17 protein-coding genes and 1 tRNA gene are annotated in these 26,843 nt (G+C 68.5%); 11 read left to right on the top strand and 7 right to left on the bottom strand.

Translation table 11 applies throughout. The features are described from left to right. Positions 1 to 157: 157 nt before the first annotated feature. On the bottom strand, positions 158 to 754 hold the full coding sequence (locus ACZ50N_RS17290) for a class I SAM-dependent methyltransferase (protein ID WP_464473399.1): 597 nt from the start codon (positions 752 to 754) through the stop codon (positions 158 to 160). Positions 755 to 759: 5 nt separating this feature from the next. After that, entirely contained in the window at positions 760 to 2,079 is a 1,320-nt protein-coding gene (locus tag ACZ50N_RS17285) for a PE-PPE domain-containing protein (RefSeq protein WP_464473398.1), read from the bottom strand. A gap of 273 nt (positions 2,080 to 2,352) precedes the next feature. Between ACZ50N_RS17285 and ACZ50N_RS17280 the strand changes: the two genes are divergently transcribed. After that, positions 2,353 to 4,941: a CocE/NonD family hydrolase gene (locus ACZ50N_RS17280; RefSeq protein ID WP_464473397.1), complete on the top strand. Its 2,589-nt coding sequence runs from the start codon at positions 2,353 to 2,355 to the stop codon at positions 4,939 to 4,941. Positions 4,942 to 4,954: 13 nt separating this feature from the next. Here ACZ50N_RS17280 and ACZ50N_RS17275 read toward each other — a convergent pair. After that, a tRNA-Arg gene (locus ACZ50N_RS17275) sits at positions 4,955 to 5,027 on the bottom strand. An 81-nt stretch (positions 5,028 to 5,108) separates the two neighbouring features. Here ACZ50N_RS17275 and ACZ50N_RS17270 point away from each other — a divergent pair. The 5 genes from ACZ50N_RS17270 to ACZ50N_RS17250 all read left to right on the top strand — a co-directional run bounded on the left by ACZ50N_RS17270 (position 5,109) and on the right by ACZ50N_RS17250 (position 13,196). Further along, entirely contained in the window at positions 5,109 to 5,543 is a 435-nt protein-coding gene (locus ACZ50N_RS17270; protein ID WP_046365315.1) for a group I intron-associated PD-(D/E)XK endonuclease, read from the top strand. Positions 5,544 to 5,634: 91 nt separating this feature from the next. Next, entirely contained in the window at positions 5,635 to 7,125 is a 1,491-nt protein-coding gene (locus tag ACZ50N_RS17265) for a wax ester/triacylglycerol synthase family O-acyltransferase (RefSeq protein ID WP_464473396.1), read from the top strand. Positions 7,126 to 7,142: 17 nt separating this feature from the next. Then, a complete protein-coding gene (locus tag ACZ50N_RS17260) occupies positions 7,143 to 8,792 on the top strand; it encodes an HAD-IB family hydrolase/lysophospholipid acyltransferase family protein (RefSeq protein ID WP_464475666.1) in 1,650 nt (549 codons plus the stop codon). Next, on the top strand, positions 8,789 to 11,137 hold the full coding sequence (locus ACZ50N_RS17255) for a glycerol-3-phosphate 1-O-acyltransferase (RefSeq protein ID WP_046365318.1): 2,349 nt from the start codon (positions 8,789 to 8,791) through the stop codon (positions 11,135 to 11,137). Before ACZ50N_RS17260 ends, ACZ50N_RS17255 begins: the two co-directional genes overlap by 4 nt. 34 nt (positions 11,138 to 11,171) lie before the next feature. Continuing rightward, positions 11,172 to 13,196 (top strand): bifunctional copper resistance protein CopD/cytochrome c oxidase assembly protein, encoded by a 2,025-nt coding sequence (locus ACZ50N_RS17250; RefSeq protein WP_464473395.1) that lies wholly within the window; start codon positions 11,172 to 11,174, stop codon positions 13,194 to 13,196. A gap of 9 nt (positions 13,197 to 13,205) precedes the next feature. Here ACZ50N_RS17250 and ACZ50N_RS17245 read toward each other — a convergent pair whose 3' ends face one another. Further along, positions 13,206 to 14,096 (bottom strand): allophanate hydrolase-related protein, encoded by an 891-nt coding sequence (locus tag ACZ50N_RS17245; protein WP_464473394.1) that lies wholly within the window; start codon positions 14,094 to 14,096, stop codon positions 13,206 to 13,208. Positions 14,097 to 14,263: 167 nt separating this feature from the next. Here ACZ50N_RS17245 and ACZ50N_RS17240 point away from each other — a divergent pair, with 167 nt between their 5' ends. The 5 genes from ACZ50N_RS17240 (at position 14,264) to ACZ50N_RS17220 (ending at position 22,555) form a co-directional block, all read left to right on the top strand. Beyond that, positions 14,264 to 14,752, top strand: a complete 489-nt coding sequence (locus ACZ50N_RS17240; protein ID WP_464473393.1) for a single-stranded DNA-binding protein — start codon at positions 14,264 to 14,266, stop codon at positions 14,750 to 14,752. Between the two features lie 99 nt (positions 14,753 to 14,851). Then, on the top strand, positions 14,852 to 16,525 hold the full coding sequence (gene ettA / locus ACZ50N_RS17235; RefSeq protein ID WP_046365896.1) for an energy-dependent translational throttle protein EttA: 1,674 nt from the start codon (positions 14,852 to 14,854) through the stop codon (positions 16,523 to 16,525). Positions 16,526 to 16,613: 88 nt separating this feature from the next. Next, a complete protein-coding gene (locus ACZ50N_RS17230) occupies positions 16,614 to 21,482 on the top strand; it encodes an NAD-glutamate dehydrogenase (protein WP_464473392.1) in 4,869 nt (1,622 codons plus the stop codon). Positions 21,483 to 21,500: 18 nt separating this feature from the next. Then, the gene (locus ACZ50N_RS17225; RefSeq protein ID WP_073684810.1) at positions 21,501 to 21,917 is read left to right on the top strand and encodes an acyl-CoA thioesterase; all 417 of its coding nucleotides are present in this window, start codon (positions 21,501 to 21,503) and stop codon (positions 21,915 to 21,917) included. Then, positions 21,905 to 22,555 carry a DUF8010 domain-containing protein gene (locus ACZ50N_RS17220; protein ID WP_464475665.1) on the top strand — a complete coding sequence of 217 codons (651 nt, stop codon included), beginning with the start codon at positions 21,905 to 21,907 and terminating at the stop codon, positions 22,553 to 22,555. Before ACZ50N_RS17225 ends, ACZ50N_RS17220 begins: the two co-directional genes overlap by 13 nt. Positions 22,556 to 22,570: 15 nt before the next feature. Here ACZ50N_RS17220 and ACZ50N_RS17215 read toward each other — a convergent pair whose 3' ends face one another. Genes ACZ50N_RS17215 through ACZ50N_RS17205 form a run of 3 tightly spaced genes read right to left on the bottom strand, consistent with a single transcriptional unit; the run spans position 22,571 to position 26,813 of the window. Continuing rightward, complete coding sequence (locus tag ACZ50N_RS17215) at positions 22,571 to 22,960, bottom strand: globin (protein ID WP_046365899.1); 390 nt, start codon at positions 22,958 to 22,960, stop codon at positions 22,571 to 22,573. A 39-nt stretch (positions 22,961 to 22,999) separates the two neighbouring features. Then, on the bottom strand, positions 23,000 to 25,594 hold the full coding sequence (locus tag ACZ50N_RS17210) for a helix-turn-helix transcriptional regulator (RefSeq protein WP_464473391.1): 2,595 nt from the start codon (positions 25,592 to 25,594) through the stop codon (positions 23,000 to 23,002). A gap of 52 nt (positions 25,595 to 25,646) precedes the next feature. Next, positions 25,647 to 26,813 (bottom strand): catalase family protein, encoded by a 1,167-nt coding sequence (locus ACZ50N_RS17205; RefSeq protein WP_073685219.1) that lies wholly within the window; start codon positions 26,811 to 26,813, stop codon positions 25,647 to 25,649. Positions 26,814 to 26,843: the final 30 nt, after the last annotated feature.

Genomic DNA, 26,843 nt, shown 5'->3' with positions numbered 1-26,843 from the left:
CTACGGTCCGTGGTCGTCATCGGGCAGGAGGTGGCGTTCTCCGGTGGTGGTAGCCGTTCACGCGGCGTCGGCCGTCCCCCGCAAGCGGGTGGTGCCCCCAGTCGAGGTCGGGTGGGGGTAGCCATTCGGTCTGGCCGCGGTTCGACCCACCGACAAGTCAGGTCTCGTGTCTCTTCTGCCACCGCATCAGGTAGCGGTAATACAGCGCGCGGCGGATCCGGACGCCCGGCAGGACCTCCTCGGCCACCTGCCGGATCTCGGTCAGGCCTTCGCGTGGTTCCGCGACGGCCACGCCGATGTCCCGCGTCTCGCGGTGCCACCGCGAGCCCAGACGCACCGCGGGTAGATACAGCGCCGACCACACCCAGTCGGCCACGGTCGTGTTCGCGCTCAGTCCGACCACGGCGAGTTCGCCACCGGGCCGCAGCATGCCCTTCGCGGCAGTCAGCGCCTCGCGCAGATCCAGGTGGTGCAGGCTCGCGACGAAGGTGATGAGGTCGAATCGTGGTGTGTCCGAGGCGTAGTCGGCAAAGGTGCTCTCCATGACCGACACCCCGTCGACGTCAGACAATCGGGCGCGCGCTCGCCGAACGACCGTCGGGTCGGGATCGATTCCCACGACCGAGCGTGCGAGCGGCGCCAGGCGTTCGACGAGCAGGCCCTCACCGCACCCGACGTCCAGAACGTCGCGGCCGCGCGCGAGTGCCAGCACCCACGGGTGATATGCGGTGTTGTGGTTCCAGTAGTCGGCCATACGCCTCAGTCGGCGGTGTCGGCGCCATCCGCAGCTGCAGCGTCACGCGAGCTGTCCGAGTTCGATTCCTTCTTCTGCTCAACAGCTTTCGACTGCGAAGCCTCCTCGCGTGCGGCGGCGCGCGCCCGGATTCGCTCCTGCCGACGCTCGCGCCGCGTCTCTTTCGGAGTGGCGGCGTCGTCGGCCTTCTCGGTCTCGGCCTCGTCGGCGACCTTCGCCACCTGGTCAGCGTCAGAATCTCTGTCCGACAGCGCCTTCAGGCCGTCTCGGATGGCTCCGGGCACCTTGGACACAGTTTCTGCGAACTCACCGACCGTGGGCATCAGCCGCGCTGGGCGGTAGCGACTCGGGTCGGAAGGGATCGGGTTGTTGTCGTAGTAGGCCGAATCGACGATGACCTTCAGCAGTGGCTCGCTGACGTCGGCGATCGCGTCGCCGAACGGCACCACGTCGCGGATCAACCGCGCCAACGGCACCTCCTCCGTGGTGTAGGTGACGTAGGTGGTGTTCCCGCGGGTGGTCACGTACGCGAGCACCCGGTCACCGTCGGGAGCGTCGCACCTGGCGTCGTTGCACGGCAGCGCCTCGGCTCCGCTGGCCAGCATCGCGCACGTGTTCGCGCCGCCGCAGGAGACGGTCGGCCGGCCCTCGTTGTCGACGGGTAGATCGATCTGATCCTGCTCGCGGTAGCCGTAGAGGTACGCGACCAGAGAGTTCACGTGCGCGACGAGGTTGAGTAGATCCGCCGGCGCGTTCGAGTTGTAGTTGTACTGATACGCGATGTCGACCACCGCGGCGGCGGCCGTGTCCGTCGGCGACGGGAACGGGTTCACCCCGATCAGCGAGAACCACGGATAGCGCGTACCGAAGCCGCCGTCGGGCCGGGAGACGTTGTTGTCGAGAACGAACACGGTCGACGGCAACATCGGATCCGCGGCGCCGTCGAGGCGGGAGAGCACCAGGCTGGCGTTCGCCGCGCCCCAGCCCGACGACAGCACCGCGTTGTCCTCACCGGAGTGGGCCCGCAGCGCGGCGTCGATTGCGCGCGGCCCGCCACCGAACGGGACGCCGACCAGATCGGGACCCGGTTGGCCGCCGGGGTTGTACGGCGCCTGGTTGAACAGCCCGCCGAAGAAGTTCTCGTTGCCGCTGCCGTCGGGGTGCGTCGAGCTGCCCACCACGATCAGCGCGGACAGGTCCACCGGCAGCGCCGAAAGCGCCGTCGGCTGCACACCCGTCACCGCACCGATCGATGCGACGACGCCTGCCGCGGCTGCGCTGACGACGCTAGCCCTGGCTCGATTCGCCGTGCGATGTGTCCCCATGTTCGTCGATTCCTCCCGAGACGCTCCGGGTCACCGTAGCCCAGAGCGCGCAGCTTCGGGTTTGCGGAGAACCCCCGTCGAGGTTCGCTGTGCTCGCCGCGGCGCGAAGCACTCTGAAGCCGGCCCGCCTCAATGACGTTGCGGCCGAAGCGTGACCTGGCAGTCCCGGTCAATTGTCACCGTCAAGAATTCTTGGCCGAATTTCGCCGTGATCATGGTTTTCTCGGCGTAGTGTCTGCCCAGTTTCCGGTCGTGACGGCGGAGGTTCGGGTCATGAGTGCTGCAAGCTATATCGGTCGAGTCGGCGGGTTGGCGATCGCCCTGGGAGTGGGGACCGCGATCATCACCGGGCAGGGCGTGGCCTATGCCGACGACACCGGGACGTCCGTCTCACGCCCGTCCCAGTCCCAGACGGATTCCCCCCGTGGCGACTCGGCCACGCTCGACAAGCGGCCGCTGGGCAAGCATCGGAGCACCGAGCGCACGACGCTGTCGGACACCGTCAAAGGTATTGCCGACCGGGTGGCCGAGGAACGGCAGAAGCGCGCCGAGGCCAGAGCGGACGACGCCGACTCGGTTGACGAGTCTCCCCGTAGCAGGGCCGGTGATCGCCGCCAGAAGCGTACTGAAACTGTTGCTGGTCAACAGGACCCGGCCACGACCGAGGACGTCTCGGCGCCGGCCGCCGATCCTGAGCCTGCTGCTGCGAAGCCTCGGGTGCTGTCCTGGCTCCAGAGTCCGCGCGCAGTCGCGGGCCGTCAGCAGGCCGCCGAACCGCAGGTGCAGACCACGCTGTGGACTCCTCCCGACCGGGCAGCGCAGGATGCCCCGGCGCGCACTGTCGTGGCCGGCCTGCTGACTGCCCTCGACCGGGCGTTCAGTCCCGCGTCGTCGGGGAACGGATCGGCGCCGGTCGGTGGGTCGCTGTCGGATCTGCTGCTGCTCGCCGGCGCCCGGCGTGAATCCACACTCGCGGCCATCGACGACTACTCGGTCGGAGTCGTGCAGGGCGTGATCAGCGGCTGCGTCGTCGGCACCACATGCACGACCGCGGACGGCTCGACCTACACCGTCATCGACCGTCCCAGCAACGGCGGCAAGCTGACCCTGGATGCCACGACAGGGGCGTTCCGCTTCCTGCCCTACGCGGACGAGAACGCGACGAACGGGCCGACCGGCACCGAGACGTTCTCGGTGCTCGTCGCTCAGAACACGAAGTTCACCACGGTGATGACCGGTCTCCCGATCGTCGGATCGTCGCTGATCACACCGGTCGTGCAAAGGCTGCAGCAAGCGGGTGTCCTGTCCGGCCTTCTCGGTACCGCTGAGCTGCAGGACATTTCGGTGGACATCACCGGTTTGCGCGACGGAGCGCCCATTGCGTTCACCACGTTCGTGACGTCCTGGGACAACACGAAGATCAGCACCAATTTCTTCCCGGCGCTGGCGGGCTCTCCGGATCTCGGGAATCCGGGTTACGAGACCATCTTCAACGGGCCCGGGTTGGCGCAGCCGGGCGCGACCGATCCGGCCGATCCGTTCGTCTCGACGTTCCGCTCCTTGGGTTACAACGTCGTCACGTGGGATCCCCGCGGCGAATTCGCCTCCGGCGGTGTGTTGCAACTCGACAGCCCGCAGTACGAAGGCCAGGACGTCTCCGAGCTGATCAGCTGGGTGGCGACGCAGAGCGGTGTCCAACTCGACAAGGCCGGCGATCCCACGATGGGCATGGTCGGCGTCTCCTACGGCGGTGGCATTCAATTCGTCACCGCCGCAGGCGATGACAGGGTCGACGCCATCGCGCCGGGGTGGGCCTGGAACACGCTGCCCGATTCGCTGTACCCACACAGCGCGTTCCGCACCTCCTACGCCGGTCTGCTGCTGCTCGGACTGATCGAGACCGGGGCGCGGATCAACCCGCAGATCTACGGCGGCATCCTCACCGGCGCCTCGCTGGGCATCCTCACGCCTGCCCAGATCCAACTGCTGCAGACCAGCGGCCCGGGCCAGACGGTGCGCAACATCGACATCCCCACCCTGATCATCCAGGGCACCGTCGACGTTCTGTTCCCGCTGCATCAGTCACTCATCAACATGGGCTACATGGCCAACAATCCGAACGTGAAGCTGATCTGGTACTGCGGTGGCCACGGCACCTGCCTGCCGGGACAGGGCAACGGCGAGGCTGACGACGTGTGGTTCCTCACCGAGACCGCCGTGTGGATGCAGCGCTACGTCAAGGACCTTCCCATCCCGGCTGATCCGTATGCGTTCGAGTGGACCGATCAGAACGGCGACCGGTGGGCATCGGTCACCCGCCCCACTGCCGACGGCTTCTACGACGACGAGAGCAAGGTGCCGGCGACGGTGTGGAACACCGGCAAGACGCTGCCGATCATCCCGTTCATCGGCGGGTCGGGCCCCAGCCCGGATGTGCCACTGCCCTATGGGTTGGGTGACGGCTCGGTGGCGACCAACGCGGTCACGATCCCGCTCACCAATCCCGCGGGCGAGGCGAACGTCGTCGGCGCGCCGCATGTGGTGATCAACTACAGCGGGCTGGGCAGCAGTCGCCACATCTACGCCCAGGTCGTCGACAAGAGCACCGGACTGGTGGTCGGCAACATCGTCTCGCCGGTGCCGGTGACCCTCAACGGTCGCGATCAGGTCGCCGAGATCGACCTCGAGGACATCGCGTACACGATGACGCCCGACAGTGACCTGGAGCTGCAGATCTTCACCACCGCAACGCCGTTCCTGAACTTCACGCAGTTCGGCTTCGTGCACATCGACAGCGTGGAGGTGACGCTGCCGACCACGTCGGCGGGCGTGAACCAGGGGCCGAACCTCGTGGCGGTCTAGCAACGGCCGAGAGCGCCCCCGGCAGGGATCGAACCTGCGGCCAACCGCTTAGAAGGCGGTCGCTCTATCCACTGAGCTACGGAGGCAGTGCCCGAGGAGTGTATCGCGCGCACGCCCCAGCTCAATTGATGTATTGATGGTGCGCTGTCACCTCCTAACCTGGAGGCGTGCCCAGGCATCATACGAAGGACAAGGGCGACTTGGGAGTCGCGAAGGTTCACGCTGATCTGGCCGCGAAGGGATTCACAATTCTTTTTCCGGCTACCGAGCACGCTCCGTTCGACCTCGTGGCCTACGAGGCGGGAAAGTTCACGCGTCTGCAGGTGAAATTTCGCTCGATGCGGGCGGGCGCCCTAACGGTCAAGTTCCGATCGAGTTGGGCGGATAGGGCGGGCACGCATTCGACGCCGATCGACAAGACGTCAATCGATGCGGTCGCCATCTACTGCCCGGATACTGATCAGTGCTACTACGTCGATCCCTTGGCGCACGGATCCTCCGTAACTCTCCGCACGGTTCCAAGTAGGAACGGGCAGCAGGCCGGAGTACTAGACGCCGTCGCTTACCGCGAATTACCTCCCGCAGGGTCCCGTTCATCCTGACTCTCGCTGTCACGCTCGACTGCTGTGTGCCTGTCGCGCACACGCTCTAAAGCCGCTCCGCGTCACAGGGTGGCCGACTAGCGTGGTGGCCATGACTGATCCGCGGTACCTGGACGCGGCTGGACTGCCCGAAGAGCTCAGCCCCCTCGACCAGATCCTGCACCGCGGCGAGGCCAACCCGAGGACGCGCTCCGGCATCCTGACCGTCGAACTGCTCGACACCACTCCCGACTGGAACACCTTCCGCGCGCGGTTCGACACGGCGTCCCGCAAAGTGCTGCGGCTGCGCCAGAAGGTCGTGATACCCACGCTGCCGACCGCGGCCCCACGCTGGGTCGTCGACCCGGACTTCAACCTCGATTTCCACCTCCGCCGCGTGCGGGTGCCCGAGCCGGGCAGCTTCCGGCAGGTGATGGATCTGGCCGAGGTGGCGGCGCAGTCACCGCTGGACATCTCCCGCCCGCTGTGGACGGCCACGTTGATCGAAGGGGTGCACGACGGTCAGGCCGCGCTGATGGTGCACCTCAGCCACGCCGTCACCGACGGCGTGGGTGGGGTCGAGATGTTCGCGAATCTGTACGACCTCGAACGTCATCCGCCCGAGCAGCCGGTTCCGCCGCTGCCCATCCCGGCCGATCTGTCTCCCAACGACCTGATGCGCCAGGGACTCAATCGCCTGCCCAGCACGATCGCCGGCGGGGTGCGCGACGCGCTGTTCGGTGCGGCGCAGGCCGTCGGTCACGTCGTGCGCGACCCGGTCTCGCGGCTGGGCAGCGCGGTCGACTACGCGATGTCGGGTGCCCGCGTGATCGGGCCGGTCGCCGATCCGTCCCCACTGCTACGCCGACGTTCCCTGTCGAGCCGAAGCGAGGCCATCGACATCGCATTCGGTGACCTGCACCGCGCGGCCAAGGCCGCCGGTGGCTCCATCAACGACGCCTATCTCGCGGGTCTGTGCGGAGCGTTGCGGCTCTACCACCAGGCCATGGGTGTTCCGGTCGACACGGTGCCGATGGCTGTGCCGGTGAATCTTCGTTCCGAGGCGGACCCGGCGGGCGGGAACAGGTTCGCCGGCGTCAACCTCGCCGCCCCGATCGGACGCACCGACCCGGCGGTGCGCATCCGTGACATCAGGACGCAGATGACCCGTAAGCGCGACGAGCGCGCGCTCGACATGGTCGGTGCGATCGCACCCGTCGTGTCCCTGCTGCCCGACAGTGTGCTGGAGTCGATGGCCGGGTCGATCGTGAACTCCGACGTGCAGGCCAGCAACGTGCCGGTCTATGCGGGCGACACGTTCATCGCCGGGGCTCAGGTGCTGCGCCAGTACGGCCTCGGCCCGCTTCCCGGAGTGGCGATGATGGTGGTGCTGATCTCCCGCTCCGGCTACTGCACGGTCACCGCGCGCTACGACCGCGCCGCGATCACCGATCCGGCGCTGCTGGCGCGATGTCTGCTGGCAGGCTTCGATGAAGTCCTCGCACTCGGCGGCGACGGACGTGCCCACCCGGCAACGTTCACCGCCGAGACCTCGACGCCCCTGTCCCATGCCGTCTCGACGAAGGGAAGTGCCGCACAGTGAGCCCTGACAACCCCCAGATGCGCCTACCGGGTTCGGTCGCCGAGATCGAGGCGAGCCCGGAAGGGCCCGAGATCGGCGCGTTCTTCGATCTCGACGGCACCCTGGTCGCAGGGTTCACCGGGGTGGTGATGACGCAGGACCGGCTGCGTCGGCGCCAGATGTCGGTCGGTGAGTTCATCGGCATGGTGCAGGCCGGGCTGAATCATCAACTGGGGCGCTCGGAGTTCGAAGACCTCATCGGCAAGGGTGCCCGGATGCTGCGCGGCAATTCCGTGGACGACATCGACGAGCTGGCCGAACGGCTGTTCGCGCAGAAGATCGTCGGCCGCATCTATCCCGAGATGCGCCAGCTGGTGCGGGCCCACATGGCGCGTGGCCACACCGTGGTGCTCAGCTCGTCGGCGCTCACGGTGCAGGTGGAGCCCGTCGCCCGGTTCCTGGGCATCGAGAACGTGCTGAGCAACAAGTTCGAGACCGACGAGGACGGCTTGATCACCGGCGAGGTGGAGCGGCCGATCATCTGGGGACCGGGGAAGGCCCGGGCCGTGCAGGAGTTCGCCACCGCCAACGGTGTGGACCTGTCGAAGAGTTACTTCTACGCAGACGGGGACGAGGACGTCGCGCTGATGTACCTCGTCGGCAACCCTCGGCCCACCAACCCCGCGGGCAAGATGGCCGCCGTGGCCGCCAAGCGGGGCTGGCCCATCCTGCGGTTCAGCAGCCGCAGCGGCGCCAACCCCGTCGCACAGGTGCGGACCGTGGCCGGCATCGCGTCGATGGTGCCGGTGGCGTGGGGAGCGCTCGGCGTCGGACTGCTGACCCGCAACCGGCGTAGCGGCGTCAACTTCTTCACGTCCGTGTTCAGCCGGACATTGATGACTGCGGTCGGTATCAACATCAACGTGCTCGGTGAGGAGAACCTGACCGCGCAGCGGCCGGCGGTGTTCATCTTCAACCACCGCAACCAGGCCGACCCGATGATCGCCGGGCGGCTCGTCAGCGACAACTTCACCTCGGTCGGCAAGAAGGAACTCGAGAACGATCCGATCGTCGGGACGATGGGCCGGATCATGGACGCCGCGTTCATCGATCGCGACGATCCGCAGAAGGCCGTCGAAGGTTTGAAGAAAGTCGAAGATCTGGCCCGCAAGGGCATCTCCATCCTGATCGCGCCGGAGGGGACACGGCTGGACACCACCGAGGTGGGGGAGTTCAAGAAGGGGCCGTTCCGTATCGCGATGTCGGTGGGCATCCCGATCGTGCCGATCGTGATCCGCAACGCCGAGGTCATCGCGGCCCGCGACTCCAGCACCTTCAACCCGGGCACCGTGGATGTCGTTGTCTATCCGCCCATTTCGGTCGACGGGTGGACTCACGACAACCTGACCGAGCGCATCGCCGAGGTGCGTCAGCTCTACCTGGACACCCTCAAGGACTGGCCGTACGACGAGTTGCCCGAGCCCGAGCTGTACCGCCGCCAGGGCACGTCGGACAAGGCTGCCACGAAGGCGCCGGCCAAGAAGGCGCCCGCCAAGAAGGCCCCGGCGAAGAAGGCCCCGGCGAAGAAGGCCCCGGCGAAGAAGCAACCGGCGAAAAAGGCGGCAGCCGAGGAATCTCCGGCCGCGAAGCAGCCCGCGAAGAAGACCGCCGCAAAGGGCCGGCCGTGAAGGTCCGCGCCGCCGACATCACGGCGTTCACCGCTGTCGACGACACCCTGGTCCTCGCGTCGGTGTCGTCGCCGGCGGAAGAGTCGCTGCTCGCCGATTGGCTGCACCAGCAGCGCAGTGCGCACCCGGAGAGCAAGATCGAGGTGCTCAAGCTCCCCGCCGACGACGATCCGCCACCTGCTGTCCTCGCCCGGCTCGTCGAGATGCTCGAAGCCGACGAGGACCGCTCGGTCGTCCCGGTACGCGTCTTCTGGGTGCCCGGCGGGTTGCCGACCCGCTCGAAGGTGGTGGCGCTGGTCTCGGGACGAGACACGTACTGCCCGCCGCGGGTGCTGCAACGCAGCATCCTCAAGCGTGACCCGTCGCGCGCCCGCGTGGTCGCCGGCGAACCGGCGAAGGTGTCCGAGCTGCGGCAGAACTGGAGTGAGAACACCACTGCCGAAAACCCCAGAGAATTCGCGCGTTTCGTGCTTCGACGGGCGATCCTGGCCATCGAGCGCGTGGAGTTGCGGCTGCTCGGACCCGAGTACAAGTCGCCCCGGCTGATCAAACCCGAGGTGCTCTCGTCGGCGCGGTTCCGGCAGGGGCTCGAGCAGATCCCCGGCGCCACCGTCGAGAAGGCCGGCGAGATGCTCGACGAGTTGGGGACCGGGTGGAGCCGTTTCTCGGTCGACTTGATCCCGTCTCTGGGTAGGGCCATCTTCAGTCGGGGCTTCGACCCGAACATCGACTACGACCGCACCGAGGTCGAGGCGATGCGTCATGCGCTCGAGGCCCACCCGGCCGTCCTGCTGTTCTCGCACCGCTCCTATCTCGACGGTGCGATCGTGCCCGTCGCGATGCAGGAGAACCGACTCCCGCCGGTGCACACCTTCGCGGGCATCAATCTGTCGTTCGGCGCGATGGGACCGCTGATGCGCCGCTCCGGCGTGATCTTCCTGCGCCGCAAACTCGACGACCCGCTGTACAAGTACGTGCTGCGTCAATTCGTCGGCTACATCGTCGAGAAGCGGTTCAACCTCGCCTGGGCGATCGAGGGCACCCGGTCGCGCACCGGAAAGATGTTGCCGCCCAAGCTCGGTCTGCTCGCCTACGTCGCCGACGCGTACCTCGACGGCCGTAGCGACGACATCTTGCTGCAGCCGGTGTCGATCAGCTTCGACCAATTGCACGAGACCGCCGAGTACGCGTCCTATGCGCGGGGCGGGGAGAAGACCCCCGAGGGGCTGTCCTGGCTCGTCAATTACATTCGCGCGCAAGGGGAACGCAACTACGGGAAGATCTACGTCCGATTCCCGCGCGCAGTGTCGATGCGCGAGTACCTCGGCGAGCCGCATGGCCCGATGACCACCGACGAGGCCGCCAAACGCCTTGCCCTGCAGAAGATGGCGTTCGAAGTGGCGTGGCGCATCGTGCAGGTGACCCCGGTCAACGCAACGGCCTTGGTGTCGGCGCTGCTGCTGGCCACCCGCGGTGTCGCACTCACCCTCGACCAGTTGCACCACACGCTGGGCGATTCGCTGGACTACCTCGAGCGCAAACAGACCCCGATGACCAACAGCGCGTTGCGGTTACGTACCCCCGACGGCGTCCGTGCCGCCCTGGACGCGCTCTCGGGTGGGCACCCGGTGACTCGCGTGGACGGTGGCCGCGAGACCGTGTGGTACATCGCGCCGCAGGACGAGCTCGAGGCGGCGTTCTACCGCAACTCGCTGATCGACGCGTTCCTCGAGACGTCGCTGGTCGAACTGGCCTTGGCGTATGCCGCCCGCAGCGACGGCGATCGGGTCCAGGCGTTCTGGACGCAGGTGATGCATCTGCGCGATCTGTTGAAGTTCGACTTCTACTTCGCCGACTCGGCGGCGTTCCGCGCGCACGTGGCGGAGGAGATGTCCTGGCACGACGACTGGGAGAGCGACGTCGCCGCGGGCGGCGAGCGGATCGACGCCGTGCTGCGGGTCAAGCGGCCGACGATCGCCGGCCCGCTGCTGCGGCCCTTCTTCGAGGCGTACCAGATCGTCGCCGACGCGCTGATCGACGCCCCTGCCGACATCTCGGAGAAGGACCTCACCGCCAAGGCGCTCGGGCTCGGCCAGCAGTACGTGGCGCAAGGCCGAGTCCAGAGCAACGAGTCGGTGTCGGCGCTGCTGTTCACCACCGCGCGCCAGGTCGCTGCCGACCACCATCTGCTCGAGCCGGCTGCCGATCTCGAAGACCGGCGCACAGCCTTCCGTAACGAGCTGCGCGGCATCCTGGCCGACATGAACACCGTCGACCGGTACGCCCGCAAGCAGTTCGTCGCGCGGGAGCGCAGCCGCCGCCAGCTGCGCGAGCGGGCGGTGTGATGGGTCACCCGCGGGCAGGTCATACGCTGGACGCATGACTCTTGCCGGCTCCGCCGCGCCCGTGCGGGCGCGCCGCGCTGCGGTGTGGCCGCTGCTCTACGGTGTCGCGGTGCTGGCGGGTCTGACCGCGGCAGCGCTGTCGGCGCTGTCGCTGGCCGAGGCGCTCACCGCGACCGGCCTGCCCGACCCGGGTCCCGTGACCACCTACGGACTGCCGTTCGTGAAGGCGGCCGGCGAGATCGCCGCAGTGGTCGCTACCGGGTCGTTCCTGTTCGCGGCGTTCCTGGTGCCGCCGCAGACGACCGGGGTCCTCGATGTCGACGGGTACCGGGCGTTGCGGGTCGGCACCGCCGCGGCGGGGTTGTGGACCGTGTGCGCGGTGCTGATGGTTCCGCTGACCGTCTCCGACATCAGCGGTCAGCCCCTGGTGACGCGCCTGAGCCCGGCCGACATCTGGTCGGTGGCCGACCTCATCGACATCGCAGGTGCCTGGCGGTGGACGGCACTGTTCGCTGCTGTCGTGACCGTGGTCAGCATCCCGGTGTTGCGCTGGTCGTGGACGCCGGTGCTGTTCGCCGGGTCGCTGGTGACGTTGCTCCCGCTGGCCCTGACCGGACACTCGTCCTCGGGCGGATCACACGACGTCGCGACCAACAGCCTCCTGGTGCATCTGATCGCCGGCGCGGTGTGGGCCGGCGGACTGCTGGCGCTGCTGGTGCATGCGCTGCGCGGCGGCACCGGAGCGCACGATCACCTGGCCGCGCGACGCTTCTCGACCGTGGCGCTGTGGTGCTTCGTCGCGATGGCGTTCAGCGGTGTCATCAACGCGCTGGTGCGGGTGCGGCCGGAGGACCTCGTCCACACCCGGTACGGCTGGTTGCTGCTCGCCAAGTCAGCCGCACTCGTGACCCTGGGAATCCTCGGGTGGCAGCAGCGTCGCCGCGGAGTCGCCGCGTTGGCCGGGGATCGGCCGGAGCGCGGCGCGCTGATCCGGCTGGCGCTGGTGGAAGCGGTGGTCTTCGGGCTTACCTTCGGGGTGGCCGTCGCCCTGGGCCGGACTCCACCGCCGCCACCGCTGGAGACCAATCTGTCCATCCCCGCGGTCGAGATCGGCTACGACCTGGCCGGCCCGCCGACGGTGGCCCGGCTCCTGTTCGACTGGCGGTTCGACCTGGTCTTCGGCACCGCCGCGGTGCTGTTCGCCGCGCTGTACCTGGCCGGGGTCCGGAGGTTGCGCCGGCGGGGCGACGCGTGGCCGGCCGGCAGGGTGGTGGCCTGGCTGCTGGGCTGTCTGCTGCTGCTGTTCACGACGTCGTCGGGTCTCGGCCGCTACATGCCGGCGATGTTCAGCATGCACATGATCGCGCACATGCTGCTGTCCATGCTGGTGCCGATCCTGTTGGTGCTCGGCGCCCCGGTCACGCTGGCGCTGCGCGCGTTGCCGGCCGCCGGCCGGGGTGCCCCGCCCGGCCTGCGGGAGTGGCTACTCGCGGCGCTGCATTCGCGGGTGTCGCGGCTGCTGACCAATCCGTTCGTGGCGACAGCTCTGTTCATCGTCGGCTTCTACGGGCTCTACTTCGGCGGCATCTTCGACGCCGTGGTCGGCAGTCACGCCGCGCACCTGGCGATGAACGTGCACTTCCTGCTCAGCGGCTACCTCTTCTACTGGGTCGTGATCGGCGTCGACCCGACGCCGCGGCCGTTGCCGCCGATCGCCAAGCTCGCCATGGTGTTCGCCTCACTCCCGCTGCACGCGTTCTTCGGCGTCGTGCTGATGGGGACCAACACCGCGATCGGGGGCGACTTCTACCGCTCCCTGGCCCTGCCGTGGCACACCGACCTGCTGGCCGACCAACGTCTGGGCGGGGCCATCGCCTGGGCGGCCGGCGAGGTGCCGCTCGTGGTGGTGTTGATCGCGCTGTTCGTGCAGTGGCGGCGCACCGACGACAGGACCGCACGCCGTCTCGACCGCGCCGCCGACCGCGACGACGACGCGGACCTGGCCGCCTACAACGCGATGCTCGCCGAGCTGGCGCGCCGCGACCGCGCCGACAGCTGACGCGCGCGACTACACCGCCCCGGCGGCGACCGCGGCGGGCCAGCTTCCGTACGCGGTGACGTCCACGCCGGCGGCGGCGGACGCATCGCAGCCGAATCCGGTGCGCCAGGACCCGTCGGCGCACTCGACCTTGCCCAGCTGCATCGGCGGCGGCAGCGCCACCAGGAATCGGCCCAGCGCGGCCGCCGACATCAGCCACCGCTGCCCGTACAGCGCCGCCCCGGTGGCGCCCTCGGCCACCCGACTCACGGCGGGCTTGGTGGGGGAGGACGGCACCACCGTCATGCGGTAGCGCGGGGCAGTGGTGATCTCGCCGGCCCAGCGCGCGCCGAGGTCGGTCAGCTGGTGGGCCAGCGGTCCGCCCCGCAGATGTGCGCCGAAGACCACCAACTCGACCGGGCCTGCGACGGCGAGCGGCCACACGTCGGTCCACTCACGTCCCAGCAGTGTGGCGGCGAGGTCGAGCGCGACGGCGTCGTCGAAAGGACGGGCCAGCACCCAGACAGAGGTGTCGGCCACGCGTACCGCGACGCCGCAGAAGTCACCGCGGCGAAACTCGGTCGTCACGATCGCGTCCACCCCGTCGGGCACGGCGGTCGGCACTTCGGGCAGTGAGTGGATCGTCGGTAGCGCCCGGCGCACCTCGGCCGGCAGCGCCGAGCCGGCGCCGATGACCGCATGCGGGGGCGCGGCGAACCGGACGTCGGTCGGCCACCGACCGCGGTGCGGGTCCCCCGCGAGTGCCGGCATCGCCCGGTCGGCGGTGTCCAGGTCCGGCGCCAGAACCACGACCGGGTCGGGAACCACCGCCGCGGTCGGCATGATGCCGACGGCGTCCGGCGGTACCTGCGTACGAGGAACGAGGCGTACCCCGGGCAGCGAGGTCAGGTCGGCGGCCATCCGCCCAACTTAAGGGCCGTCATCCCCAGAGCGCGTTTCATCCACAGCCTTGCCGCTCGGCGAGCCCGGGAGCGGCTGCGGTGTCGGTACCTCCGCCGTCAATGGACGTGTCATCGACGGCGCGGGCGCCGTGCCCGTGCCGCAGCCTAGAGAGAAAGAGAACCACCATGTTCGAGACACCGATCACCGTCGTCGGCACCATCGTCACCAGCCCCGAGCGCCGCTGGGTGGGCGATCAGGAGCTGTTCAAGTTCCGCGTCGCGAGCAACTCGCGCCGCCGCACCGCCGACGGCACATGGGAGCCGGGCAATTCGCTCTACGCGACGGTCAACTGCTGGGGGCGCCTGGTCACCGGTGTCGGTGCGGGCCTGGGGAAGGGAGACGCGGTGATCGTTGTCGGCAACGTGTACACCAGCGAATACGAGGACCGCGACGGCAACCGCCGCTCGTCGCTGGAGATCAGGGCCACCTCCGTGGGTCCGGACCTGGCGCGGTGCATCGCCCGCATCGACAAGCGCAGGCACTCCGAGCAGCCCGCCGAGGCCGGCCCTGACACCAGTCCCGACACCGACACCGACACCGTCACCGCGAACAGCGACGGGCCATCCACGGAGGCGAGCGTCGACGACAGCGACGCACTGGCGCTCAGCGCATAGCGCCGAACGCCGCCACCCTCACCCGGCATCGTGGCCGCGCCTAGGATGGGCCCGGGCTCTCGCAGATCGCGACGACCTGAGAAAGGCGATATCAGAGGCATGGCCGAATTCATCTACACGATGCGGAAGGTCCGCAAGGCGCACGGCGACAAGGTCATCCTTGACGACGTCACCCTGAATTTCCTTCCGGGCGCGAAGATCGGCGTCGTCGGCCCCAACGGGGCCGGTAAGTCGAGCGTCTTGCGGATCATGGCCGGTTTGGACCAACCCAACAACGGCGACGCGTTCCTGGCGCCTGGCGCCACCGTCGGCATCCTCATGCAGGAACCCCAGCTCGACGAGACGAAAACCGTTCGCGAGAACGTCGAAGAGGGCGTGGCCATCAAGGCCAAACTCAACCGGTACAACGAGGTCGCCGAGCTGATGGCGACCGACTACACCGATGAGCTCATGGAGGAGATGGGCGCGCTGCAGGAGGAGCTCGACGCCGCCGACGCGTGGGACATCGACAGCCAGCTCGAACAGGCGATGGACGCGCTGCGCTGCCCGCCCGCCGACGAGCCGGTGACCCACCTCTCCGGTGGTGAGAAGCGCCGCGTCGCGCTGTGCAAGCTGCTGCTGTCCAAGCCGGATCTGCTGCTGCTCGACGAGCCGACCAACCACCTCGACGCCGAGAGCGTGCTGTGGCTCGAGCAGCACCTCGCCGAGTACCAGGGCGCGATCCTGGCCGTCACGCACGACCGGTACTTCCTGGACAACGTCGCCGAGTGGATCCTCGAACTCGACCGCGGCCGCGCCTACCCGTACGAGGGCAACTACTCGACCTACCTGGAGAAGAAGGCCGAGCGCATCGCCGTGCAGGGCCGCAAGGACGCCAAACTGCAGAAGCGACTCAAGGACGAACTGGAGTGGGTGCGTTCGGGCGCCAAGGCTCGCCAGGCCAAGAGCAAGGCCCGTCTCTCCCGGTACGAGGAGATGGTCGCCGAGGCCGAGAAGACCCGCAAGCTCGACTTCGAGGAGATCCAGATCCCCGTCGGCCCGCGGCTGGGCAACGTCGTGGTGGAGGTCGAACACCTCGACAAGGGCTTCGACGGCCGACAACTGATCAAAGACCTGTCGTTCACCTTGCCTCGCAACGGCATCGTCGGCGTGATCGGACCCAACGGTGTCGGTAAGACCACGCTGTTCAAGACGATCGTCGGGCTCGAGCAGCCCGACAGCGGGACCGTCAAGGTCGGTGAAACGGTCAAGCTGAGCTACGTCGACCAGAGCCGCGCCGGTATCGATCCCAAGAAGACCGTCTGGGAGGTGGTCTCGGACGGCCTGGACTACATCGAGGTCGGCCAGAACGAGATCCCGTCGCGCGCCTACGTGTCGGCCTTCGGCTTCAAAGGCCCGGACCAGCAGAAGCCCGCGGGCGTGCTCTCCGGTGGTGAACGCAACCGGCTGAATCTGGCGCTGACGCTCAAAGAGGGCGGCAACCTGATCCTGCTCGACGAGCCCACCAACGATCTCGACGTCGAGACGCTGAGCTCGCTGGAGAACGCGCTGCAGCAGTTCCCCGGGTGCGCCGTGGTCATCTCCCACGATCGGTGGTTCCTGGACCGCACCTGCACGCACATCTTGGCGTGGGAGGGCGACACCGACAACGAGGCCAAATGGTTCTGGTTCGAGGGCAACTTCGGCGGTTACGAGGAGAACAAGGTCGAGCGGCTCGGCGCCGAGGCGGCCCGTCCGCACCGGGTCACCCACCGCAAGCTCACGCGGGGATAGTCTCGTCGTGCGGACCACGTGACCGACCGCTCCTGCGGCCGGTCGCAGCCAACGGCGGCCGGTGCGCATGTGACTGGAGGAGCGGCGGATGTCGTTGAATCCCGGTGCGATCGGGGCGGCGGAGAAGCACCTGACCCCTGAGGTGATCGATCGTCTGATCCCCGCGTACCTGCAGACCTATCGTGGTCCTCACGGCGGTGCGCCCGGCTCGGAAGGCGCCGTCACGGGCCCGTTGCGGCGCCCGTCGGACGGCTCCGAGGCGATGGTCGAAGCACAGTACCGGTTGGGCCGGCAGCGTTCCGCCGGAGCGACGCTGGTCGCCGTCTACGGCGCCGACGAGCCCGGCGGGTTCGGTCCGGCGCTGCAGGTGATCACCGACAACGCGGCGATGCTGATGGACTCGGTGACGGTGCTGCTGCACCGCGTCGGGGTCGCCTACAAGGCGATCATGAACCCGGTTTTCCGGGTGCGCCGCGGCGCGGGCGGCGAACTGCTCGACATCGTGCCGTCCTCGGAGGCGACGTTCGGCGACGGTGTCGACGAGACGTGGGTGCACGTCCAACTCTCCAGCGCGGTCGATCGGCGGGCGCTCGCCGAGGCCGAACGCCTGCTGCCGCGCGTGCTGGCCGACGCTCGCCAGGTAGCGCTGGACTCGCAGAGCATGGGCGCGACGCTGCGCGGGCTGGCCGCCGAACTCGACAGCGACACCGGTCGGCGCTTCCGCAGTGCCGACCGCAAGGACGTCGCGGCGCTGCTGCGCTGGCTCGCCGATGGGCACTTCGTGCTGCTGGGCTACCAGCGCTGCCCCGTGCGCGACGGGCAGGCCACCGTCGATGCTGCGAGCCGGCTCGGAGTGTTGCGGTTGCGCCAGGACGTGCTTCCGCAGCTGACCAACAAGGACGAACTGCTCGCGTTGGCTCAGGCGACGATCCCGAGCTTCCTGCGCTACGGCGCCTACCCGCAGATCGTGGTCGTGCGGGAGCAGGCGGGGGACGGCGCTGAATCCAGTGCCCAAGACGGGGCGATCGAGCACCGCTTCGTCGGACTGTTCACCGTCGCCGCGATGAACGCCAACGTGCTCGAGATCCCGTTGATCTCGCGGCGGGTCAACGACGCGCTCGCGATGGCGCACCGCGACCCCAGTCACCCGGGTCAACTGTTGCTCGACATCATCCAGACCATCCCGCGCTCGGAACTGTTCGCGCTGTCGGCACGCGCGCTGCTCGACATGGCGATGGCGGTCGTCGACCTCGGCTCGCGCCGACGCACCCTGCTGTTCATGCGGGCCGATCCACTGGCTCACTTCGTCTCCTGCCTGGTGTATCTGCCGCGAGACCGCTACACCACCGCCGTGCGCCTGGAGATGCAGGACATCCTGGTGCGCGAGCTCGGCGGGGTGAGCATCGACTACTCCGCGCGGGTCAGCGAATCACCCTGGGCACTGGTGCATTTCACGGTCCGGCTGCCCGAGGGATCGCGCGTCGCCGATGTCGACGTGTCCGACGAGAACGAATCGCGCATCCAGGATCTGCTCACCGAGGCCGCGCGCACCTGGGCCGACCGGATGCTCGGCGCGGTCCGGACGGCGTCGACCGACCAGACCATCGCCGAGCACTACGCCGCATCCTTCCCCGAGGTCTACAAGCAGGCCGTCACGCCGCTGCACGCCCTGGCCGACATCGAGATCATCGAGCAGTTGGAGGACAACTCCGTCAAGCTGGTGCTCGACGACACCGAGAACACGGCCGTCGACGGCATCTCGACGTTGATCTGGTACCTCGGCGGGCAGTCCGCGTCGCTGAGCCGATTGCTCCCGATGCTGCAATCGATGGGCGTGACGGTGCTCGAGGAGCGCCCCTTCACCGTCACCCGGCCCGACGGCCTGCCGGTGTGGATCTATCAGTTCAAGGTGTCGCCGCACCACGGCATTCCGATGACCGGCCCCGGACCGGAACGGCACGCCACGGCAGAGCGGTTCGCCGACGCCGTCACCGCGATCTGGCATGGCAACTGCGAGATCGACCGGTTCAACGAGCTGGTGCTGCGGGCCGGTCTGACGTGGCAGCAGGTGACAGTGCTGCGGGCGTACGCGAAATACCTGAAGCAGGCCGGCTTCTCGTACAGCCAGTCCCACATCGAGGACGTGCTGAACAACAACGCGGGTACGGCCCGTTCGCTGGTCGAACTGTTCGAGGCCCTGTTCTGTCCGTCCGAGAACCAGACGGGCGTCCGCCGCGACGCCCAGGCTGCCGCCGCCGCGGTGGCGGCGGACATCGATGCGCTGGTCAGCCTCGACACCGACCGGGTGCTGCGGGCGTTCGCCTCGATGATGCAGGCGACGTTGCGCACGAACTACTTCGTCACCCGCGCGGGATCGGCGCGGGAACGCAATGTCCTGTCACTGAAGATGAACTCAGAGCTGATCGACGAATTACCGCTGCCGCGGCCCAAATTCGAGATCTTCGTGTACTCGCCGCGGGTCGAGGGTGTGCACCTGCGCTTCGGGTTCGTCGCCCGTGGCGGGCTGCGCTGGTCGGACCGGCGGGAGGACTTCCGCACCGAGATCCTCGGCCTGGTGAAGGCGCAGGCGGTGAAGAACGCGGTGATCGTACCGGTCGGCGCCAAGGGCGGATTCGTGGTCAAGAGGCCGCCGGCGCCCACCGGTGATGCCGCCGTCGACCGCGACGCCACCCGCGAGGAGGGCGTGGCCTGCTACCGCTTGTTCATCGCCGGGCTGCTCGACCTGACCGACAACGTCGACAAGTCGTCGGGGGCGATCGTCACCCCCGAGGGTGTGGTGCGCCGCGATGGCGACGACGCCTATCTCGTCGTCGCCGCCGACAAGGGCACCGCGACGTTCTCGGACATCGCCAACGACGTCGCCAAGTCCTACGGCTTCTGGCTGGGTGACGCGTTCGCGTCGGGCGGCTCGGTCGGCTACGACCACAAGGCGATGGGCATCACCGCCAAGGGTGCCTGGGAGTCGGTGAAGCGCCACTTCCGCGAGATGGGAGTCGACACTCAGAGTGAGGATTTCACCGTCGTCGGCGTGGGGGACATGAGCGGCGATGTGTTCGGCAACGGCATGCTGCTCTCCGAGCACATCCGACTGCTCGCCGCGTTCGACCATCGGCACATCTTCATCGATCCCGACCCCGATGCCGCGCGGTCGTGGCAGGAGCGCAAGCGCCTGTTCGATCTGCCGCGATCGTCGTGGGAGGACTACGACGCCTCGCTGATCAGCCGCGGTGGCGGCGTCTACAGCCGCGAGCAGAAGTCGATCCCGATCAGCGCGGAGGCTCGCGCGGCGCTGGGCATCGACGACGGCGTCACCGAGTTGACGCCGCCCGCTCTGATGCGGGCGATCTTGAAGGCGCCGGCGGATCTTCTGTTCAACGGGGGCATCGGCACCTACGTCAAGGCCGAAACCGAGTCCGATGTGGGCGACCGGGCCAACGACGCGGTGCGCGTCAACGGAAACCAGGTGCGCGCCAAGGTGATCGGCGAGGGCGGCAACCTCGGTGTGACGTCGCTGGGTCGTATCGAGTTCGATCTCGTCGGTGGCCGGATCAACACCGACGCGCTGGACAACTCCGCGGGCGTCGACTGCTCCGACCACGAGGTGAACATCAAGATCCTCATCGACTCGCTGGTCACCGCCGGCCAGGTGAGCGCCGAGGATCGCACCGACCTGCTGCTGTCGATGACCGACGAGGTGGGCCGACTCGTCCTGGTGGACAACGAGAGTCAGAACGATCTGATGGGCACCAGTCGCGCGAACGCCGCCAGCATGCTGTCGGTGCACGCGCGGATGATCAAGGACTTCGTCGACGAGCGTGGCCTCAATCGCGAACTGGAGGCGCTGCCGTCGGAGAAGGAGATCCGGCGCCGCGCCGAAGCCGGGATCGGGCTCACCTCACCGGAATTGGCGACGCTGATGGCGCACGTCAAGCTCGCACTCAAAGACGATCTGCTCGCCGGTGATCTGCCCGATCAGGAGGTGTTCGCGTCTCGGCTGCCGTCGTACTTCCCGACGACGCTGCGGGAGCGCTTCGCCACCGAGATCCGATCCCATCAGCTGCGCCGCGAGATCGTCGCGACGATGCTCGTCAACGACGTGGTCGACACCGCAGGCATCTCGTTCGCCTACCGCGTCGCCGAGGACGTGGGGGTCTCGTCGGTCGACGCGGTGCGCAGCTTCGTCGCCGTCGACGCGATCTTCGGGGTCGGGCAGGTGTGGCGGCGAATCCGCGCCGCCGGCGTCGACGGCGTGTCAGTGGCCGTGACCGACCGGATGACACTGGACCTGCGCCGGCTGATCGACCGTGCCGCCCGCTGGCTGCTGAACTACCGGCCGCAGCCGCTGGCGGTGGGTGCCGAGATCAACCGCTTCGCCGACAAGGTCTCGGCGCTGACCCCGCAGATGTCGGAGTGGTTGCGTGGCGACGACCGGGCGATCGTGATGAAGGAGGCCGGCGAGTTCAGCGGGCAGGGCGTGTCCGAGGAGCTGGCGTTCCAGGTGGCCACCGGCCTGTACCAGTTCAGCCTCCTCGACGTCATCGACGTCGCCGACATCGTCGACCGCGACCCGGCGGAGGTGGCCGACACCTACTTCGCGCTGATGGATCATCTCGGTACCGACGGCCTGCTCACCGCGGTGTCCCGGCTCTCCCGGGATGATCGCTGGCATTCGTTGGCGCGGTTGGCGATTCGTGATGACATCTACGGCTCGCTGCGCGCGCTGAGCTTCGATGTCCTGGCCGTCGGCGAACCCGAGGAGAACGGCGAGGAGAAGATCGCCGAGTGGGAGATGACGAACAACAACCGGGTCACCCGCGCCCGTCGCACGTTGACCGAGTTGTACGAAAGCGGTGAGCACGACCTGGCGACGCTGTCGGTGGCGGCTCGCCAGATCCGCAGCATGACCAGGACGAGTGGAACGGGAACTTCGGGGTGATTCAGGGATGACACAGAGGTGACACAGCAGGGCTTCACAGCGCCGGTGCACGTGCGCTGGTCGGACATCGACATGTACCAGCACATCAACCACGCGACGATGGTCACGATCCTCGAAGAGGCGCGAATTCCGTTCCTGCGGGAACCATTCGAAGCGGACATCACCACGATCGGTCTGCTCATCGCCGATGTGAAGATCGCCTACAAGGCGCAGCTGCGGCTGATCGACTCGCCTCTGCAGGTGACGATGTGGACCACCCGGGTGCGCTCGGTCGATTTCACGGTCGCCTACGAGGTGCGCAGTGTCGGCGCCGCGCCCGATTCCCGACCCGCCGTCATCGCCGAGACCCAGCTGGCCGCGGTACACATCGAGGAGCAACGGCTACAACGACTCTCGGCTGCGCAGCGGGAGTATCTGCAGCACTGGGCCCGATGAGCGAACGCGGTCTCTGGCTCGACCCCGCGCACCGGGACGACCTCGCGGCCTTCGCCGAGCGGGCCCGCAGCGTGGACGAGGCCGCGGTGGTACGGCTACGCGAGCGCCCCGGCGGTCTGGTGGCGGCCTGGGTCTCCACCGGGTTCGACGTGCTGGCCAGCCGGACGGTCAGGGGACGGCTGCGGCCGGCCGACCTGTCCGTCGCGGCCGACGCGCTGCTGGCCGGGCTCGCGGCGATGACGCCGGACGGCCACGTGGATCCGGGGTTCGCGATGGACTCGGCGTGGCGGGGCGCCCTGCCCCCGGAGGCCGGGTTCGTCCACCTCGATGACGTCCCCGCCCGCGAGGTGTTCGCGCTGGCCCAGCGCGGCACGGCGCTGGCCCGCGAGCACACCGGCGGGCACGGCCCGCCCACGTCGCTGCTCGACCAGGACGTGGTCGAGGTTGCTTCGGGGGAGCAGCGGGTCGGCGTCCCGATGCGCTGTGTGTTCGCGCTGACCGCGATGGGCTTCGTTCCCGACGGTGCGGGTGACGACGAGGTCGTGCGGGTGCGCACGACGGCGACGTGGTTGCGGGTCGACGCGCGCTTCGGCACGGTGTACCGCCGGCGCGGCGACCCCGCCGTGGTCCTGCACTGACCTCTGCCGCTGGAGTCAGAAGGGGGAGTTCACCATCGACTGGGCGGCCATCTCCAGGTAGGCGAGGAGTTCGCCGCGATGCGCGTCGTCGAGGGTCTGCGAATCGATCTCGGCGACCGCGGTGTGCATACAGCGCAGCCAGGCATCACGCTCGAGATAGCCGATCCGGAACGGCGCGTGCCGCATCCGCAGCCGGGGATGGCCGCGCTGCTCGGAATAGGTGCGTGGCCCGCCCCAGTACTGCTCGAGGAACAGCAGCAACCGCTCCTCGGCCGCCTCCAGTTCGTCTTCGGGGTAGAGCGGACGCAGGATCTCGTCGTCGCGCACCTGCTCGTAGAACCGTGACACGATCCGCTGGAACGTCTCGTGGCCGCCGACCGCGTCGTAGAACGATTGTTGATCCATCACCGCCCATTGTGGGCCATGCCCGAGGGTGGCCGACGGTCAGGACTTCCTGCGGATCAGCCGGGCCAGTTCGTCGCGGTCGGCGACGTCGAGTTTGAAGCAGGCGCGGTACACGTGGCCCTCGACGGTGCGCACCGACAGCGTCAGCGCCTCGGCCACCTCACGGTTGGACAGGCCCGCCGACACGAGCTCGGCGATCTCGCGCTCCCGCGGGGTCAGGGGTAGGGGGCGGGCCGCGGTCTTGATGGCGGGAGTCGATGCCCCGCCGCACGCCTCGGCCAGCCTCAGCGCGGCAGCCCCCGATTCGGTGGTCCGTCGCCGATCGCCTGCGGCGTCGTGCAGAGGTGCGGCCTGTGCGGCCGCGTCGGCGGCCGACAGCATCAGGCCGGCACGCTCGAAGTCGGCGCTGACGGCGTCCAACGCTGCGGCATCACCGGCGGCGACGGCCGCGGCGTGGCGGGCGAACAATGGCACCAGGGTTCCGTGCACGAGTTCGGCGAGTTCGGCGAGTCGATCGGCCGTGCTGCGATCCCCGAACCGGGTGGCGTGGTGCAGCGCCTCGGCCTCCAGCGCGAACTGGCCGGATCGCCGCGCGTTGTCGGCGGCGGCCCTGGCCAGTTCGACGGCATTGCGCTCCATGCCTTTGGCCGCGGCGTACCAGGACCGCGAGATCAGCCGCTGCGGTTCGTGCAGCGCCATCGACGGGCCGGAGTGCTCGGCCGCGTCGGTGAGGACGCGCTCGGCCTCGCCGACGCGTCCGAGGGCGGCGTAGGCGCGGGCCAGCAGCAGCCGTCCGGGCAGCTGCCAGGGGAGTGGGCTCTCCGCCGACAGCGCCGCCAGCGCCTGCTCGATCGACGACACCACCTCCGGGAAGTCGCCGCGCGCGGTCGCGACGACTCCGGCCATGATCTTGGCGATCGCCCAGGCGAGGAACTGGCCGACGGAAGAGAAATCCGCGTAGCGCAGCGCGCGTTCGGCGGCGGTCTCGAAGTCACCCATGTGGGTCAGCGCCAGCACGTCGCAGTAGCGGACCATCACGCGGATCATGCCGTCGGTGTGCTTCTGATCGGCGCGGCAGCGCGCGGCGATCGGCTCGAACTCGTCACCCCGTCCCGCAACGGGCATCGCCAACCCTGCGGCGAAAGCGGCGAACTCGACCGCCTGCTCGGGGGCCTGCGGGTCTGCCAGCACCGCCAGCGCCTCGTCGATGCCTTCGCTGATCCTGTTCTCGTGCACCGCCATTGCCGCGGCGGTCGCGCGCAGGATCAGCTCGAGGATCGGAATCCGCACCCGCTCGCGGACCAGTGCAAGTACTTCGTGTGCCTTGGCCACCTCGCCCATCGACCAGAACAGCGTCGACAGCCGCGGCACACCCCACTGCACCAGCTGCACCTCGTCGAGCTCGTCCGGGGTGAACTGGGCGAGAATCGCGTCGGCGTCGGCGGGCATGCCCTGCCAGAGCAGCGCCCGAGACAGCAGCGCGCCGGAAGCGAGGCTGCCGGTCCGTTCGAATGCGCTGCGGGCCAGCCGTTCTCCGAGAGGCAGGTTGGACAGGAAGATCGCGTCCTTGGCGGCCGCGGTGAGCAGGTCGATGTCGACGCTCTGATCACTGTCGATCGACAGGTTCGCCATCCGGATCCGGCTCGCGGCGGTGGAGAGTTCGCGGCGCCGCAGGATCTGCACCACCTGGCCCTTGAGCCGACGTTCGGCGGCCCGGCCGATCTTGGTCCGCACGACGTCACCGACGAGCGGGTGGCTGAAGCGGGCGTTCAGAGTGGGGCCGTCCTCGGTGAAGCGGATCAGCCCTCGCATCTCGGCCTCGTCGACCGCGGCGTCGCCGACCAGTTCGGTGAGCGCGTCGGAGTCCAGCGGTTCGCACAGCGCCAGCAGCTTCAGCGCGGTCATGACCCCGTCACCGGCGGTGTCCAGTCGCGTTTCCAGCAGCGCGACCAAACCCGACGGTACGGCCGTCGGGCCGCGCAGCTGCCACACGTCGCCCGTTCTGCGCAGCGTCCCCGCATCGATGGAACCTTCGACCAGATGGCGCAGGAACAGTGGATTGCCGCCCGAGGATTGCCACATCAGGTCGGCCGACAGCCCCTCGAGCCGTCCGCCGATCACCGATTCGACCAGCTTGATGCTCTGGGCCTTGGTGAACGGCTGCAGTTCGATGCGGCGCAGATAGCCGTCCTTCCACAGCGAGGTCACGGCGTCGGGCACCGGCTCTCCGCTGCGCACCGTGGCCAGGATTCGGCCGGACTGGTCGACGGCGAGCTGGTGCAGCAGCGTGGCCGAGAGCTCGTCGAGCAGATGCGCGTCGTCCACGCCGACGATGCTGTTACCTTGTGCGACAAGCGATTCGCGGGCACAGGCGAGGAGCGCAGTGGCGTCGCGGGATGTACTGGAACCCACCAGGTGGGCGAAGACGCCGAGCGGAATGCTGCGCGACGACTGCGTCGACGCCACCCAATGCACTTCTGAGCGCACCGATTCCGTCACCATCCGGGCGAGCGTGGTCTTGCCGACGCCGGCATCGCCGACGAGTACAGCGCCGTACGAATCGGCTCCCGTCAGCGCGGACCGCACGGCGTCGAACTCCGCAGGACGGTCGAGCAGCTGCCAACCATGCGGCATGTTCGGTGAGTCTAATGGGCAGAGACCGCCAGTTCTCGCTAATGGCGCTCAGTTAGCGGGCGGGCGCGACCCCCTCGAATGCCGACAGGTCGGTCGGTTCCGTGGGGGGAACGCCGTTCTTGGCGTGCCGGTATTCGCTCGAGGCCTCGTACACGCGCAGCTTCAAGCGGTTGATCGACCCGAGCGGGCGGTGCTCGGCGATGCCGCGCCATGAGTTGAATGCCAGTGCGTCGTCGGCGAAATCACGCAGGACCTCGTCGTATCCGGTTTGCTCGGGAAAGCGGATGGTCGCCACTGGCCGATACGGTGAGACGGCCTCGGGCCACTCCACCGTGGCATCTTCGAGCGGCATTCGGGTCTCGTCGGTGCACAGCTGCACCGCCACCTCGTACTCGGCTGGTTTGCTCGCGAAGTACGACGCGACCGCCCGCGAGGCGGCGTCGTAGTGGCCGTCGTCGATCGTCGCCGGAACCGCGCCGGCAACGGTGGCCGGCGTCGGGGCCACCCGCAGCTTTGCCACGTGATCACCGAACCGCACCGGCGCGGCGGTGTAGAACGTCTGCCGCAACGGGTGGTGATTGGGTTCGGCGAACACGCGCAGCTTGGCGGGCAGGTCACGTCCGGCGCGCTGCGCGACGCGTCGCACCGCCCGCAGCACACGATTGATCGCCAGCATCCCGGGGTCGGGCAGCGCAGTCAGGATTCGGGCGGTCCGCATGCCGGCCTTCGCGTAGTCGGCGGCGTCGCGGAACAGGAACGCCGGTTCGGTCACGAACACGAAGTCCTGGTTGTCGTCGGGGAAGCGGGCCTCGGCGCGCTCCCCGCTCGGGCCCCTCACGCCGAGGATCTTCAGCCCGAGGCCACGCACGCCGCGCACCTGGTCGGAGCGGATGGCCCCCGAGGTCTGGGAGATCCGGGCGATCACGTCGAACGTCGCTCCCGGTTCGGCGAACATGCCCTGGCGCAGGGTCGGGTCGAGGTCGGAGTGCACGGTCAGCTGCCCGGCCAACACCGCGCAGCTCTTGGCGTGCGCGTCGCGGATGGCGTGCGGTCGGCCGTGCCTGCGGTACTTCGCGAAGCAGCGGCTCTTCAGGTACTGGAACTGGTTGTTGCGGTGCAGATCGGCCACCAGGGCCGAGATCAGCTGCTCCTCGCCCGGTGGAAACGCGGCCAGGGCGGGCTCGTAGCGCAGAAAAGTGTGTGTTCCCCCGTCGGTCATGGGCCCAGTCTGAAGCCATCGGCCGATACC

This window comes from Mycolicibacterium obuense (genome assembly GCF_055397605.1).
The sequence above is the reverse complement of the archived record's forward strand: the minus strand, read 5'-3'. Positions and strand labels throughout refer to the sequence as shown.

Coding starts and splice junctions, on each gene's coding strand:
- ACZ50N_RS17290 (WP_464473399.1), bottom strand. CDS start 754: ATGGCCGACTACTGGAACCACAACACCGCATATCACCCGTGGGTGCTG.
- ACZ50N_RS17285 (WP_464473398.1), bottom strand. CDS start 2,079: ATGGGGACACATCGCACGGCGAATCGAGCCAGGGCTAGCGTCGTCAGC.
- ACZ50N_RS17280 (WP_464473397.1), top strand. CDS start 2,353: ATGAGTGCTGCAAGCTATATCGGTCGAGTCGGCGGGTTGGCGATCGCC.
- ACZ50N_RS17265 (WP_464473396.1), top strand. CDS start 5,635: ATGACTGATCCGCGGTACCTGGACGCGGCTGGACTGCCCGAAGAGCTC.
- ACZ50N_RS17260 (WP_464475666.1), top strand. CDS start 7,143: ATGCGCCTACCGGGTTCGGTCGCCGAGATCGAGGCGAGCCCGGAAGGG.
- ACZ50N_RS17250 (WP_464473395.1), top strand. CDS start 11,172: ATGACTCTTGCCGGCTCCGCCGCGCCCGTGCGGGCGCGCCGCGCTGCG.
- ACZ50N_RS17245 (WP_464473394.1), bottom strand. CDS start 14,096: ATGGCCGCCGACCTGACCTCGCTGCCCGGGGTACGCCTCGTTCCTCGT.
- ACZ50N_RS17240 (WP_464473393.1), top strand. CDS start 14,264: ATGTTCGAGACACCGATCACCGTCGTCGGCACCATCGTCACCAGCCCC.
- ettA (WP_046365896.1), top strand. CDS start 14,852: ATGGCCGAATTCATCTACACGATGCGGAAGGTCCGCAAGGCGCACGGC.
- ACZ50N_RS17230 (WP_464473392.1), top strand. CDS start 16,614: ATGTCGTTGAATCCCGGTGCGATCGGGGCGGCGGAGAAGCACCTGACC.
- ACZ50N_RS17215 (WP_046365899.1), bottom strand. CDS start 22,960: ATGGATCAACAATCGTTCTACGACGCGGTCGGCGGCCACGAGACGTTC.
- ACZ50N_RS17210 (WP_464473391.1), bottom strand. CDS start 25,594: ATGCCGCATGGTTGGCAGCTGCTCGACCGTCCTGCGGAGTTCGACGCC.
- ACZ50N_RS17205 (WP_073685219.1), bottom strand. CDS start 26,813: ATGACCGACGGGGGAACACACACTTTTCTGCGCTACGAGCCCGCCCTG.